The sequence below is a fragment of the Methylomonas sp. HW2-6 genome (assembly GCF_052474525.1).
On record NZ_CP184124.1, the window covers coordinates 2920550 to 2935412 of the forward strand.

The 14863-nt window shown below is 55.9% G+C and carries 9 protein-coding genes; 7 read left to right on the top strand and 2 right to left on the bottom strand.

The features are described from left to right. Window position 1 precedes the first annotated feature (1 nt). The 4 genes from ACH518_RS14295 to ACH518_RS14310 are packed head-to-tail and all read left to right on the top strand — an operon-like array spanning window position 2 to window position 8380. Window positions 2-616: a YfiR family protein gene (locus ACH518_RS14295; protein WP_445370574.1), complete on the top strand. Its 615-nt coding sequence runs from the start codon at window positions 2-4 to the stop codon at window positions 614-616. A 19-nt stretch (window positions 617-635) separates the two neighbouring features. Beyond that, entirely contained in the window at window positions 636-3395 is a 2760-nt protein-coding gene (locus ACH518_RS14300) for a response regulator (protein WP_445370575.1), read from the top strand. Next, window positions 3396-5543, top strand: coding sequence for an EAL domain-containing protein (locus tag ACH518_RS14305; protein ID WP_445370576.1), 2148 nt, complete (start codon window positions 3396-3398; stop codon window positions 5541-5543). It abuts the gene before it with no gap. Further along, entirely contained in the window at window positions 5540-8380 is a 2841-nt protein-coding gene (locus ACH518_RS14310) for an EAL domain-containing protein (protein ID WP_445370577.1), read from the top strand. Before ACH518_RS14305 ends, ACH518_RS14310 begins: the two co-directional genes overlap by 4 nt. A 9-nt stretch (window positions 8381-8389) precedes the next feature. Here the strand turns inward: ACH518_RS14310 and ACH518_RS14315 are convergent, their stop codons facing one another. Beyond that, window positions 8390-9223: a PHP domain-containing protein gene (locus ACH518_RS14315; RefSeq protein ID WP_445370578.1), complete on the bottom strand. Its 834-nt coding sequence runs from the start codon at window positions 9221-9223 to the stop codon at window positions 8390-8392. Continuing rightward, on the bottom strand, window positions 9220-11049 hold the full coding sequence (locus ACH518_RS14320; protein ID WP_445370579.1) for an ABC transporter ATP-binding protein: 1830 nt from the start codon (window positions 11047-11049) through the stop codon (window positions 9220-9222). Before ACH518_RS14320 ends, ACH518_RS14315 begins: the two co-directional genes overlap by 4 nt. Window positions 11050-11117: 68 nt before the next feature. Between ACH518_RS14320 and ACH518_RS14325 the strand changes: the two genes are divergently transcribed. The 3 genes from ACH518_RS14325 (at window position 11118) to fabB (ending at window position 14854) form a co-directional block, all read left to right on the top strand. Next, window positions 11118-13031: a transglycosylase SLT domain-containing protein gene (locus tag ACH518_RS14325; protein ID WP_445370580.1), complete on the top strand. Its 1914-nt coding sequence runs from the start codon at window positions 11118-11120 to the stop codon at window positions 13029-13031. Between the two features lie 76 nt (window positions 13032-13107). Continuing rightward, window positions 13108-13623, top strand: a complete 516-nt coding sequence (fabA, locus tag ACH518_RS14330) for a 3-hydroxyacyl-[acyl-carrier-protein] dehydratase FabA (RefSeq protein ID WP_140911277.1) — start codon at window positions 13108-13110, stop codon at window positions 13621-13623. Window positions 13624-13633: 10 nt separating this feature from the next. Next, window positions 13634-14854: a beta-ketoacyl-ACP synthase I gene (gene fabB / locus ACH518_RS14335; RefSeq protein ID WP_445370581.1), complete on the top strand. Its 1221-nt coding sequence runs from the start codon at window positions 13634-13636 to the stop codon at window positions 14852-14854. Window positions 14855-14863 lie beyond the last annotated feature (9 nt).

The window sequence follows — 14863 nt, forward strand, 5'->3', positions numbered from 1 at the left end:
GATGAATTGGCACATCCGTCAAAAATCAGCTCTCAGCCCCCAAGCGGCCGTTCAATGCCGCCGTGCTCGCTGGCGCCGGAATTTGGCCCTGTCGGTGCGCAGAGCCGGTGCGCTGCTGGTGCTGCCGCTGATATTCGTCCACAGCGCCTTTGCTGCAGAAACCGCCAACGAAGCCGCGGTAAAAGTCGCGTTTCTATACAACTTCTTCAAATTCATCGAATGGCCGGAGGCCGCCAGCCAGAGCAAATTTAACTTGTGCTTGGTAAGCCCGCACAACCTTGGCGACAATCTGCTGGCACTGGAAGGCAAAACTGTCAACGGCAAACCGTTAGCCGTCCTCCAAGATGTCGCGAGCAAAGAGTTGAAAGCCTGCCATCTGGTTTATATTGCCAAATCGGCTACCGGCGCCGGAGAGATTGCGCGGGATTTGAGGGGCGCACCGGTGGTCACTGTCAGCGACAAACCGGGCTTTTTAGAACAGAACGGTACCATTGGGCTGGTTCAGGACGGTAACCGACTGAACTTCGAGGTAAACCTGGACAACGCCAATGCCGCCAACATCCGCATCAGCGCCCAATTGCTGAAACTCGCTAGAAATCTGAACCTGAACAAATGATTCTGGAGCCGATATCGTCATGATCCGGGACAAGCTGGTCGATCTGCCGATGACCTATAAGCTGCAGCGTTTGCAGGCAGTTACCTTGGCGTTGGCGTTGGCATTGACCTTGGCGATCGTCAGCGTTACCCAGGTTTGGCAGGAAAAAAACGAAATGCTCAACGAAATCCGCTCGTTAGGCAAGATGGTCGGATTCAGCGCCGGGGCCGCGCTATTGTTCGGCGATGCCAAAACCGGTTCCGACATACTCGCCACCTTACGCGGCAAACCGGAAATTCTGTCCGCACAACTTTACGGCCGCGACGGCGAGATTTTCGCCCACTATCCGACACAGGCTTTACAGCACAGCTTTCCGCCGAATCTGTTAAAAGCCCAGGAACAACAGATCGGCCAAAGGATGCGGTTGCTGAATCTGATAACGCTGAACCCCTTGCCGGACGATAATGGGGAAGTGGTCGGCTACCTGAGGATAATGATCGATTTACGTCCGCTGTGGCGCTCGGTCGGCATCAACTTGGGGCAAATTCTGCTCTCGATGCTCGTCGCCTTTATGTTTGCCGCCTGGTTCGGCCGGCGTCTGGCCGCCTCCATCGCCGCTCCGCTGACCCGATTGTCGCAACTGGCCAGACAGGTATCGGTCGACAACAATTACATGGTGCGGGCTCAAGGCGAAAGCCGGGACGAAATCGGCCAATTAGTGAAAAGCTTCAACCAAATGATCGAACGCATTCAACAACGCGACGCCGAGTTGGAAAACCAGCGCGGTTGCCTGGAGCGGGAAGTCGACCTGCGTACTGCCGACCTGCGCCAGGCCGTTATCGATGCGCAGGCCGCAAGTATCGCCAAATCCCAATTTCTGGCGACGATGAGCCATGAAATCCGCACGCCGATGAATGGCGTCCTGGGCATGACCGAACTATTGCTAGGTTCCGAATTGAAACCGACCCAGCGCCAGTATGCAGAGACCGTGTTCAGCTCTGCGGATTCGCTGTTGACCATCATTAACGACATTCTGGATTTCTCCAAAATCGAGGCCGGCAAACTGGAACTGGAGGAAACCGATTTCAGCTTGAGCAATTTGGTCGACCAGCTCGGTGCCTTGTTCTTCGAGCGGGCCAGTAGCAAAAACATTCGGTTGTTGTGCGAAATCGACCCGGCAACGCCGAAAGAAGTCCGCGGCGACCCTTACCGTTTGCGGCAAATCCTGACCAATCTGTTGTCGAATGCCGTCAAGTTCACCGAGGCCGGCGAAGTCAAACTACAGGTTCGCAACCGGGAATCGACGCTGTGCACGTCGGGCAGCGGCCTGTGCCTGGAGTTCAAGATCAGCGATACTGGCATCGGCATGAATCCGGAGGCCTTATCCCGGTTGTTTCAGGCCTTCAGCCAAGCCGACGGCTCCACCACCCGCAAATACGGCGGCACCGGTTTGGGCCTGGTCATTAGCAAGGAGCTTTGCGAGTTGATGGGCGGCACGATCCGGGTGGAGAGCCAACCCCAGGTCGGCTCGGTTTTCAGCGTTTACTTGCCGTTGCGCGAAGCACTGGCGCCGTTGCCGGTCAAAACTGCCGCGCAAGGCAATCTAACCGGAAAGCACGTGCTGGTCGTTGAAGACAACGCCACTAACGCCAGAATCCTGGAAAATCATCTGGCCGAATTCGGCATGCATTTCCGGGTTGCAAAAAACGGCGGCCATGCCCTGGAAATTTTGGATCAAAGAGCGCAATCCGGGCAGAGTTTCGATGTTGCATTGCTGGATATGAGAATGGACGGCATCAGCGGTACCGAACTGGCCAGGCGTATCCGCGCCGACGCTCGTTTTGCCGGGTTACGCATCGTGATTATTTCATCAAGTGCCGACGAAACCGAGATGGCCGAAATCCGCTGCTGCGGTTGCGACGTGCATTTACCGAAACCGGTTTACCGCCGTACCTTGCAAGATACCCTGTTGCGCTTGCTACCGGCGGACGTCGCGGTCGACGCCAAACCGGCTACGCCTGCTGCCAGCGTGCGTATCCTGCTGGCGGAAGATAATCCGGTGAACCAGAAAATCTGCAGCGCCATGCTGCGGCAATTGGGTTACACCCTGATTTGTGCCAGCAACGGCCAGGAAGTGTTGAACTTGTTCCAAACCGAACCGGCCGATTTAATCTTGATGGATTGCATGATGCCGGTCATGGACGGCTACACCGCGACCCAGCAGATCCGCGAACTGGAACGGACAAAGGCTACCAAGCGGACGCCGATTATCGCCCTGACCGCCAATGCGATGGAGGGCGACCGTGAAAAATGTCTGCGGGTCGGTATGGACGACTATTTGAGTAAACCGTTTTTGCAAAGAACCTTGCATGACAAAATCCGCGCGTTAATCGGCGACACCCGCCCGAACCTGGTTTCGGCGGTATCCGCCGCAGTTGCCGACATCATCGACCGCGGCCAACAGGCCGAATTCGATTCTGCTGAATTGCGCTCGCTACGCCAAATTGGTGGCGACCAATTAGTGGCTGAGGTGTTAAGGCTGTTTCGGGAAAATGCCGCGCAGCAAATCAGCGCGATCGCGTTTGCGATCGAGCATCAACAGAGTGCGGAGGTACGGCAAGCGGCGCATAGCCTGAAATCGACCGCGGCGAATATCGGGGCGAATCATCTGGCGGAATTGGCCCGCAATGTAGAACATGCCGCCCGCGATAACACGCTTGAGTTCGATAGTCGTATTGCCGAATCTTTGCAAACCGCCTATAAAACTATCGTGCAACAACTTCCCGCCACCGCTTCGTAGATGCAACGACCACACGCAACCAATCTGATCCTGGCCATCGACGATGACGACATGGTGCGTCTGATGTTACAGGATATCTTGCAGCGCGAAGGCTTCGACGTGGTCTGTGCCGGTAGCGGCCGGCAAGGGCTGGAGTTTTGTACCAGCCGGAAACCCGATCTGGTGCTGCTGGACGTGATGCTGCCCGATCTGAACGGCTTCGATTGCTTGCAAGCCATTCGCCAAATGCCGGGCAACGCGATATTGCCGATCGTGATGCTGACCGGCGTGGACGATCTGGAATCGGTGAACCACGCATTCGAATTGGGTGCCACCGATTTTATCGCCAAACCGATCAATTGGCCGACCTTGCCGCACCGGTTGCGCTATCTGCTACGCTCTGTAGCCACCATGTCGGCGTTGGCCAAGAGCGAGTCGGAATTACGTAAAGCGCAAAAAATTGCCCAACTCGGCAGTTGGGATTGGCAGGTTAGCAGCGACACACTGCAATGTTCGGATGAGATTTTCAATATTCTGGACATCAATCCGCCGCGCCACTCTTTCAAAATGCTGGATCTGCTCAACCGCGTGGACGCTTCAGAGGCCGCCAAATTGCAGCAGGCCATAGACTTGTGCCTGAAGAACAAGCTGAGTTTCCGCATCGAATTGCCGGTGACGCATCGCGACGGTAGCAGCCGGGTACTCCACATTCAGGGCGAACCGATTGTCGAGCACGACGCGGTGGAGCATATCCGCGGCGCGATTCAGGATATTACCGAACGACGCCACATCGAAGAGCGGGTGCGGTTTTTATCCTATTACGACCCATTGACCGGGCTGCCCAACCGCACGCTATTCAAAGAAATTTTGGGCCAGGCCATGGCTGCTTGCGACCGTTACGGCACCGCGCTTTCGACCTTGTTCATCAGTATCGCCCGCTTCAAGCGCATCAATGAAACCTTGGGGCCTAAAATCGGCGACCACGTGCTGAAAATGTTCGCCGATCGCTTGGTCGCCGAAGTCAGGGAATGCGATTACGTCTCGGCCAATTCGGACGTCGATCTGGCGGATATGACGGTATCCCGGCTAGGCGGCAGCACGTTTACCGTTTTATTGAACCGGGTACAAGACGCCCGCGACAGCGTCAAAGTCGCCAAGCGGATTTTTCATATCATGCAGCAATCGTTTCCGGTCGAGGCCACCGAGCTGTTTTTAGGTATCAATATCGGCATTGCCGTATACCCCGGCGATGGCATGGATGAAGATAGCTTCATCAAAAACGGCGAATTTGCAATGAACCACGCCGGCGAATACGGACACAACAACTACCAGTTCTTCAGCAAATCGCTGAATGTCGCTGCCTTCCATAAACTGGCGATGGAAAACAGCCTGCGCCGGGCCATCGAACGCGACGAACTGGAACTGTATTACCAGGCAAAAATCGATATTCGCCGCCATCGGGTGGTCGGTTGCGAAGCCTTGATTCGTTGGCGCCACCCGGAATTGGGTTTGATAGGTCCGTCACAATTCATCCCGATCGCCGAAGATTCCGGTCTGATCGCACAGATCAGCAATTGGGTTCTGGAGAACGCCTGTCGTCAGGTGCTGAGTTGGCGACGGCAAGGCGCTTGCCCTGAATTGGTGATGTCCGTCAACGTCTCCGCCAACCAATTCCGCCAACGCGGATTCTGCGGCCATGTCCGCGAGGTATTGGCGCAAATCGGCCTGGAGCCGCGCTATTTGAAACTGGAATTGACCGAAACCATTCTGCTGCACAATGTCGAAGAGGCATTGGTTACGCTACGCGAGTTGCAGGCTTTGGGTGTCAGGATCAGCATCGACGATTTCGGCACCGGCTATTCGTCGTTGTCCTACCTGAAAAAACTGCCGATATCGGAGTTGAAGGTGGACCACAGTTTCGTTCGCGATTTGCCGCACAACGAAGACGACATGGCAATTACCTCGGCGATTTTGGCACTGGCCGAGGCCTTGTCCTTGGAAGTGGTTGCCGAGGGCGTAGAAAACCAGGATCAGGCTAACTTTTTGCTGGACAATGGCTGCGACATCGTACAAGGGTTTCTGTTCCAGCGGCCGATGCCGGCTGCCGAATTCGCCGAGTTTGCCAGAGTGTTCGATAGCCAATCCGTCGTTGACCCGATTTCGCCGTGACCATCGATCCCAAAATTCTGATTGTCGACGACGACGCCATGGTCAGATTGTTGGTGGGCCAAGTATTACGCGCCAACCAGTACCAAACCGTGGAAGCCGAAAACGGGCGCGAAGGCTTGCGCTTGTTTTACCAGGAACAGCCGGATCTGGTGTTATTGGACGTGATGATGCCGGAACTGGATGGCTTCGCCTGTCTACGGCAAATCCGGTCGCTGCCGCAATGTAACACGCCTATCGTCATGATGACGGCTATCGAAGACACTCACGCGGTCAACGAAGCCTTCGAGCTGGGCGCCACCGATTTTATCGGCAAACCGGTGCAATGGCCTCTGTTGCCGCACCGGATCGAGTACGTATTGCGCGCGCATCGCACGACGCAAAACTTGTTGGAGCAGCAAAACCTGTTGCGGCACAGCGAGCAGCGCTTCCGCGAGCTGGTCGAAAGTCTGAGTTCCGAATATTTTCTGTTCTCTTTGAATCCGCAAGGTGAGTTCATTTACCTGGGGCCATCGGTAGAACAGATTCTCGGTTATCCGGCCGACCGGTTATTGGGCGATTGTTTTGCTTTGGCGACGGAAAATCCGCTCAACCAAGTCGCCCGCGCCCATACTCAAGCCTGTTTGAACGGTATCAAGCCGCCCAATTACGAGTTGGAATTGCGCTGCCGAAACGGCGGCAGCCGGTTGCTAAGCCTAAACGCCACCCCCATTTTCGACGACCAGGACCGGGTGATTGCAGTCAACGGCCTGGCCCACGATATCACCGAAATTCGCCGGACCCAACAAGCACTCAGCGATAGCGAAGAACGCCTGCGTTTGTCGATGCAGGCCGCCAAACTCGGCTTTTTCGACTTGAATCCGCAGACTGGCGCAACCGTTGTCAATCGCGAATATTCGGCAATGCTTGGTTACGAGGCGACCGCTTTTTCGGCCGATTTCGACGCCTGGGCCGAAAGGCTGCATCCCGACGACCGTCAGGCAACGCTGGAGCGCTATCGAGCCTATATCGGCGGCGCTCTCGGCGAGTACCGGCTCGAATATCGCCTGCGTTGCGCCGACGGCAGTTGGAAATGGATTCAGTCGATCGGCAGTATTGTCGAACGCGACGCCGACGGCCGACCGCTGCGAATGCTTGGCACCCACGCGGACATCACTGAGAGTAAAATCGCCGCCGAACGCTTGAAATTGCTCGCCAAGGTGTTCGAAAACAGCGGTGAAGCCATATTTTTATGCGCGCCGGACCTCACTATCGTCTCCAGCAACCAAGCCTACACCAATATTACCGGTTACCGGGCTGAGGAAGTGCTCGGCAAAAAGCCGGCGATGCTCGATTCCGAACACAACGACAGCGGCCATTTCCGCCGTATCCGCCAAGCATTGAAGGATAACGGCTATTGGCAAGGCGAAATATGGGACACCCGTAAAAATGGCGAACCCTATCCGGCCTGGCTCGGTATCTCGACAATAGGCGATACATACGGTGCGGTCAGCCACTACATCGGCATTTTCTCGGACATCACGGCCCGCAAAGCCGCTGAAGCTCAGATTGAATATTTGGCCCGGCATGACCCGCTGACCAACCTGCCGAACCGGACTTTGCTGCGCGACCGTTTCGACCAAGCCATGGCTCATGCTTTACGCAATAACACGCTGGTTGGCCTGCTGTTTCTGGATCTGGATCATTTCAAGAACATCAACGACACGATGGGTCACGACGTCGGCGACCGTCTTTTGCAGGGCATTGCCGAACGCCTGTGCCAATGCGTCCGCGAAGTGGATACGGTGTGCCGCCAAGGCGGCGACGAATTCATCATCATTCTGACCGACATTCCGGAAGTGGACACCATCGCCCAAATCTCGCTGAAAATTCTCGATCAGTTAAACCAGCCGTTTCAAATCGAGGGCATCACCGTGTGCACCTCATTCAGCATCGGTATCAGCCTCTATCCCAACGACGGTTTGAGTTTCCACGGCCTGTTGAACAAAGCCGACACCGCGATGTACGCGGCCAAAAACGAAGGCCGCAATACTTTCCGTTTCTTTTCCCATGACATGAACCTGGCCTCTATCGAGCGCATGAATATCGAGAACGGCCTGCGTGCGGCATTGAAACAAAACGAATTCCGCCTGCACTATCAGCCCCAATATTCGATTCGCGATAACAAAATCATCGGCGCCGAAGCCTTGTTGCGCTGGCAACCGGCCAGCGGCCCGATGATTCCGCCGGCCAAGTTCATTCCGATTGCGGAAGACAATGGCCTGATCGTACCGATCGGCGACTGGGTATTGCGGGAAGCCTGCCGGCAGAACCGGATTTGGCGTGATGCCGGTTACGAATTGTTAGTGACGGTGAATATTTCTGCGCTGCAATTCAAACGCGGTAATCTACTGGAATCGGTACGCTCCGCCTTAGCCGAGTCGGGCCTGGAGCCGGAATATTTGGAATTGGAACTGACCGAATCGGTGTTGATGTACGACACCGCGACGGTCATTCAGAATATTGCCGACCTGAGAGCACTGGGGGTCAGCTTTGCAATTGACGACTTCGGCACCGGCTATTCCTCGCTCAGTTATCTAAAGCGTTTCGCGGTCAACAAACTGAAGATCGATCAATCGTTCATCCAGGATTTAAACTCCGGCAAGGCCGAAGACGCGGCGATTGTCGAGGCCATCGTACAACTCGGAGACACGTTGGGCTTGTTGACGCTGGCCGAAGGCGTCGAGACTCAAGAACAAGCGGAACGTTTACACCAGCTCGGTTGCCATAAAGCCCAAGGTTTTTATTGGAATCAACCGTTGCCGCCGGACGAGTTCGGCGCCCTGTTCGACGCCGACTAAGCTGTATCGTCAGAACAAATCCCAAACCGGATTGGCGCCAGCCGGCATCGCCGCCAACCGGCCCAATTCCAGGTACTGGTTACCCGGCGCGTGAAAATCCGAGCCTTGCGAAGCATACAACTGGTGTTTGAGCGCAAAGCCGTAACTTAAGCGAATGTCGTCGATGCTGGCCCTGCCGGTAACCACCTCGATCCCCTGCCCGCCTGCGGCCTTGAACTGGCCCAGGGCCTTGTCCAACCATTTCGTGCTGAGCTTGTAGCGTAAGGGATGCGCCAGCACCGCCACCCCGCCGGCCTGCCTGATCCAAGCCACGCATTCGGCCAACGGCGCCCAAGCAGTCGGCACGTAGCCGGGTTTGCCTTTACTCAAATAACGGTCGAAAGCATCCTGCTGAGTCGCGACATAACCGTGCTTGACCAGGAAATCGGCGAAATGCAGCCGGGTGATTTCGCCGTTGCCGGCCGCGGCGCGCAGTTCCGGATAAGCGTCCGGAATGCCTTTCTTGACCAACTTTTGGGCGATTTTTTGCGCCCGATCCTCGCGCGTGATCTGCTGCCGAGCAATTCCTTCCAACAAATGGCCGTTAGTCGGATCGATATTCAGACCGACGATATGCAGGCAATGGCTCTCAAAGCCGGCCGACAATTCGATACCTTGAATCAGCCGCATGCCGCAATCCTGTGCCGCTTGGCGGGCTTCGGCCAAACCGGCCACAGTGTCGTGGTCGGTCAGTGCCAGGACGTCGACACCTTGTAGTTTGGCACGGCCGACCAGTTCGGCCGGCGGCAAGGCTCCGTCCGACGCGGTCGAATGGCAGTGTAAGTCGTAAATCGGATCGCTCATTGGTAGTCGCCGTAAAGTTTGGCGTATAAGCCGTTCTGCTGAATCAGCACTTCGTGCTTGCCTTGCTCGCAAATTTGGCCCTGTTCGAACACGTATACGTGGTCGGCCTGTTTCACCGCGCTCAAACGATGGGCGATGATGATGGTGGTGCGTCCTGCCAAAAAGCCGTTTAAGGCCTGGTGCAGCTTGTACTCGGTTTCGCTGTCCAATGCCGAGGTGGCTTCGTCCAGAATCACGACCGCCGGTTGGCTGACGATCATTCGCGCGATCGCCATGCGCTGGCGTTGGCCGCCGGACAAACGCATGCCTTGGCGGCCGACCACCGTATCCAATCCGGCCGGCAAGTCTTTAACGACGTGTTTTAACTGAGCGATTTCCAGCGCCTGCCACAAAGCCGCGTCCGCTATATCTCGGCCCAAGGTCAGATTGGCGCGTATGGTATCGTTCAGCAGTGCCGGATGCTGCAGTACCGTCGCCACGTGTTCGCGCACCACGTCCAGCCCGATGCGGTCCAGCGGCACACCGTCGAAATAAATCATGCCGCTACCCGGCGGATAGAGCCCGATCAGGGTTTGTGCCAATGTCGATTTGCCGCCGCCGCTGGCGCCGACCAGTGCTATCTTTTCCCCGGCCCGGATCGACAAATTGATGCCGTTCAGTACCGGCTCGTCCTTGTAACTGAAATACAAGTCTTTGACGCTGACCGAAACCGTTTTCTTGCCCTGGAATGGATTGGCCAAATGCGGATAGTAAGGCTCGCGTTCTAGTCTGGCCAGCTGATTTACCCGCGTCAAAGCGGCTTTGGCGGCATAAAACGATTGCTGAATGCTCAGGATTTCCTGGACCGGCGCCATCATGAACCACAAATAACCGAACACCGCCAACATTTCGCCGATACTGAGGTTGGAATACAGCACCATCAGCATCGCAGTGGCGCGGAAAATATCGAAACCGAACAAAAAGGTCAGGAAACTCAGCCGTACCGTCGCATCGCTTTTCCAGGCGTAGATCGTGGAATGGTTTTTCACGGCCAGCGCGCTGTTGACCAATTGCCGACAGTAATGCTCCTCGCGGTTACTGGCACGGATCTGATGTATCGCTTCCAGCGTTTCGCTCAAGGCCTGCTGGAAGATTGCGTAAGCTTTGTTTTCGTTGGCTTTCAACTCCTTGACCCGGGAGCCGACCGCCTTGGCCAGGTAAATCACCAAGGGGTTAAGGAAGATGATGAACAGGCCCAATTGCCAATGCATCCATAACAAGATCAGTGCAGTACCGAATACCGTCAACACCGCGACCAGTAATTTGCTGATCGTGGAGCCGATGAAGTTGTCTAGGGTATCCAGGTCGGTCACCATGTGCGAACTGACGGTACCACTGCCCAGACTTTCGTATTCCGACATCGAGATACGCTGCAAGTGCGCCACCAGGCTGGCCCTGATTCGAAACACCACATCCTTGGCAATGTTAGAAAACTGTCGGGTCTGACTGATATTTAACGCCAATGCGAATAAGCGCAACAACAAACTTGCCAACAAAATGGCGCCGATATAGACCACAGGCGTACGCCATTCCGCCGGCAACCAGGGATTAAGCGTCGCCAACACGACACCGGGATGGTGTAACAGTACTTCATCTACCAGCAAAGGCATCAACAGCGGCACCGGCACGCTGGCCACTGTCGCCAGGATCGCCATCATATGTCCGGCCAACAATTGCTTTTTGTGTTGGAGAGCAATACCGTAAATGTAACGCCAGGAGTATTCAGTGTGGCTTGCAGCTTGATTGATTTTCAACGTCTGTAAACGAATTCTATTGAGTTTAGCCATTATAATGGTCCGATGGCCGCGGCAAAACAGCTTGCCGGGCCGAATGGTCCGATTATCGGGGAAGTGCCATGTCGTTAATCCAAAATATGATGCTCGCCGCAATCGTCAGCCTATTGCCGGCGCGGGCGACGGCCGGAGATTCCGAAATCGGCGATCTGCGCCAACGTTTTCTGCAAGCGGAACAAGCTATCTCAGCGCACCGCGAATCCGACTACCGTCAGCTCGCCGCCACTTTGAAAACTTACCCGTTGTATCAGTATTTGCAATACCAATGGTTGAAAAGCCGTTTGTCCGCCGACGATGAGATACGCGCGTTCCTCGCAGAAAACGGGTCCAGCCGCTATGCCGGCTTGCTCAAGCCGAAATGGTTGGCTTACCTTGGCGAACAAAAACGTTGGCCGGACTTTTTAAGATATTACCAAGCCAGCGACGAAAGTGCTTTGCAATGTTACGCCGGCCAGGCCTACGTCGAAACCGGCCAAACACCTGAAGCGTTTGTTCTCGCCCGCGCACTTTGGTTGAGCGGTAAATCGCAACCGAACAACTGTGACGGCCTGTTCGCGGCCTACCAAGCATCGCCTTACTTTAATCACGATCTAGTCTGGCAACGTTTCCATGCTGCCTTGAAACGCGATAATCCGGCGCTGGCCGAGTATCTCGCCCGTTTCCTGGCCGCTGATGAACTGCCGCGCGCCGAACTTTGGTTGAAACTGCACCGGCAACCGGAAGCCATACAGACCGAAACCGGTTGGCGCAATCAACCGGCAGATGCACCGGAAATGCTGGGCCATGCGGTCGAGCGTTGGCTGGAGCGCGATCCCGGAGCGGCGGCACGATATTGGGATCAGGAAAAAGCGCAGCAGCCCATCGCGCCGGATCGCGCCGCCTTTATCGAAAGACAACTGGCTCTGGCCTTGGCATTGAAGCACGATGCCCAAGCCTATCCGCGCTTGTCGCGTTTGGAAACCGACGACGAATCGAGCCGGGAATGGCGGGTGCGGGCGGCATTGAATAGTCAGGATTGGCCGAACGTGCTCACCGCCATCGCCCGCTTGAACAGCGAAGAGAAAAGTCGGGACAAGTGGCGTTATTGGCAGGCGCGGGCTTTGGCGGCAGTCGGCCAAGGCGAAGCCGCTAACCGCCAATTCGTAGAGTTGGCGAAAAATCGCAGCTTTTACGGATTTATGGCCGCCGCTAAATCCGGCCAAGCGATCGACTTGGCGCACCGACCGTTACAGGTTGCCGAATCCGAGTTGCAAGCGCTAAGCAACCGAGCCGATTTTCAGGCGGCAAACGAACTGCTGGTATTGAATCGGCCGGCAGAAGCCAGGCGCCAATGGCAGTTCGCCGTTGCCAAATTGGAACCTAACCTATTGCCGGTTGCGGCTAAGCTGGCACAACGCTGGCGTGCCCCGGCTTTAGCGATCGCTACCGTCGCCAAAGCCAATCATTGGGACGACGTCGAGTTGCGCTTTCCGCTGGAATACAGTCGGGAAATCGGGCAAATCGCGCAGGAAAGGCAGTTGGATCCCGCCATCATCTACGGTTTGATTCGTCAGGAAAGCGCCTTCGACAGTCAGGCCGATTCGCCCGCCGGCGCCAAAGGTTTGATGCAAGTGATGCCGCAAACCGGCCGGCAAATCGCTGCCGATCTGCACGACAGTTGGGGCGACGACGATAGTCTGTTCCGTCCGGAATTAAACCTGAAGTACGGCGCATTTTATTTCAAGAAACTGTTGCTCCAGTTCGGCGGCCACTACGCTTTAGCTGCCGCGGCCTACAACGCCGGCGCCAACAAAATTAAGCGTTGGCTGCCCGGAAGCCAAGCGCTACCGGCCGATATCTGGATCGAAAACATACCGTACAAAGAAACCCGCGGCTACGTCGCGTCGGTCCTGATGTACGCTTTGATTTACCAGCAACGCTTGCAACGCGACTCATTGAAGCTTGACGACTTGCTGCGCGAGGTGATGCCGGGATAAAAATTGAGCTGATTTTTTAAGCCGATTATTGGATAATGGTGGATGTTTTTGAACCCACGAATCAGGTAATTATTGGATGGAGAAGCAGAACAGTTTCACGCGCGAAGAGTTGTTGATGTCCGGCCGGGGCGAGCTTTACGGTCCGGAAAACGCGCAGTTACCGCTTCCCAATATGTTGATGATGGACCGCATCGTCCATATTTCCGATGAAGGCGGTAAATACGGCAAGGGCGAGATTATTGCCGAACTGGATATCAATCCCGACTTGTGGTTTTTTGCCTGCCATTTTCAGGGAGACCCGGTCATGCCCGGCTGTCTGGGGCTGGATGCCATGTGGCAATTGATCGGTTTTTACTTGTGCTGGCTCGGCGGTCCCGGCAAAGGCCGAGCTCTGGGTTGCGGCGAGGTGAAATTCACCGGCCAGGTGCTGCCGACCGCTAAAAAAGTCACCTATAAAATCGACTTGAAGCGCGTAATCATGCGCAAACTGGTGATGGGTATCGCCGATGCAGTCATGGAAGTAGACGGCAAACAAATCTACGAAGCCACCGATTTACGGGTCGGCTTATTTACTTCCACTCAGGATTTCTAAGGAAACCAACATGAGACGCGCGGTTGTAACAGGCTTGGGGATCGTTTCCAGCATCGGTAATAACCGGGACGAAGTCGTCGCTTCGCTACGGAGCGGCCGTTCCGGCATCGTGCACGCCCCGGTTTACCAGGAACTGGGCTTCAGAAGCCAGGTCCACGGTCCGGTTAACATCGATCTTGACGAGGCGATAGACCGCAAAATCAAACGTTTCATGGGCGACGGTGCCGCCTTCAATTACTTGGCAATGGAACAGGCCATTGCCGATTCCGGCCTGGACGAAAGCGATATTTCCAATATCCGCACTGGCTTGGTAATGGGCTCCGGCGGGCCGTCGACCTCCAATCTGGTCGATTCCGCCGACATTCTGCGCTCCAAAGGCGTCAAGAAAGTCGGGCCGTATATGGTGACGCGGGCCATGTCCAGCACCAACACCGCCTGCCTGGCCACACCGTTCAAAATCAGGGGCGTCAACTATTCGATCAGTTCGGCTTGCGCGACCAGCGCCCACTGTATCGGCCACGCCCAGGAACTGATCCAACTCGGCAAGCAGGATATCGTATTTGCCGGCGGCGGCGAAGAACTGCACTGGACCATGTCGGTCATGTTCGACGCCATGGGCGCCTTGTCGTCCAAATATAACGACAGCCCTGATACCGCGTCTCGCCCTTACGACGAGACCCGCGACGGTTTCGTGATCTCCGGCGGCGGCGGCGTTTTAGTGATCGAGGAGCTCGAGCACGCCAAAGCCCGCGGCGCCAAAATCTATGCCGAGCTGGTCGGCTACGGCGCCACCTCGGACGGTTACGACATGGTGCAACCCTCCGGCGAAGGCGCGGTACGTTGCATGCAAATGGCGCTGGCGACCGTAAACGACCCGATCGACTACATCAACGCACACGGCACCAGTACGCCGGTCGGCGATACCCGCGAATTGGAAGCGATGCGCGCGGTATTCGGCGCCGATACGGTGCCCAGAGTCAGCTCGACCAAATCCCTGACCGGCCACGCCCTCGGTGCTGCCGGCGTCAACGAAGCGATTTATTCGCTGCTGATGATGGAAGAAAACTTCTTGAGCGCGTCGGCCAACATCAGCCAACTCGACCCCGGTGCCGCCGGCATCCCCATCGTCCGCGAATATCAGGACAACGTGACCTTGAATACGGTGATGTCAAACAGCTTCGGTTTCGGCGGTACCAACGCCACGCTGATCTTCCAACGTTACAACGGTTAACTGCCAAGC

Bases quoted from the DNA above. Each gene is read 5' to 3' on its own strand.
- ACH518_RS14295 (WP_445370574.1), top strand. From the start codon at position 2: ATGAATTGGCACATCCGTCAAAAATCAGCTCTCAGCCCCCAAGCGGCC.
- ACH518_RS14300 (WP_445370575.1), top strand. From the start codon at position 636: ATGATCCGGGACAAGCTGGTCGATCTGCCGATGACCTATAAGCTGCAG.
- ACH518_RS14305 (WP_445370576.1), top strand. From the start codon at position 3,396: ATGCAACGACCACACGCAACCAATCTGATCCTGGCCATCGACGATGAC.
- ACH518_RS14315 (WP_445370578.1), bottom strand. From the start codon at position 9,223: ATGAGCGATCCGATTTACGACTTACACTGCCATTCGACCGCGTCGGAC.
- ACH518_RS14320 (WP_445370579.1), bottom strand. From the start codon at position 11,049: ATGGCTAAACTCAATAGAATTCGTTTACAGACGTTGAAAATCAATCAA.
- ACH518_RS14325 (WP_445370580.1), top strand. From the start codon at position 11,118: ATGTCGTTAATCCAAAATATGATGCTCGCCGCAATCGTCAGCCTATTG.
- fabA (WP_140911277.1), top strand. From the start codon at position 13,108: ATGGAGAAGCAGAACAGTTTCACGCGCGAAGAGTTGTTGATGTCCGGC.
- fabB (WP_445370581.1), top strand. From the start codon at position 13,634: ATGAGACGCGCGGTTGTAACAGGCTTGGGGATCGTTTCCAGCATCGGT.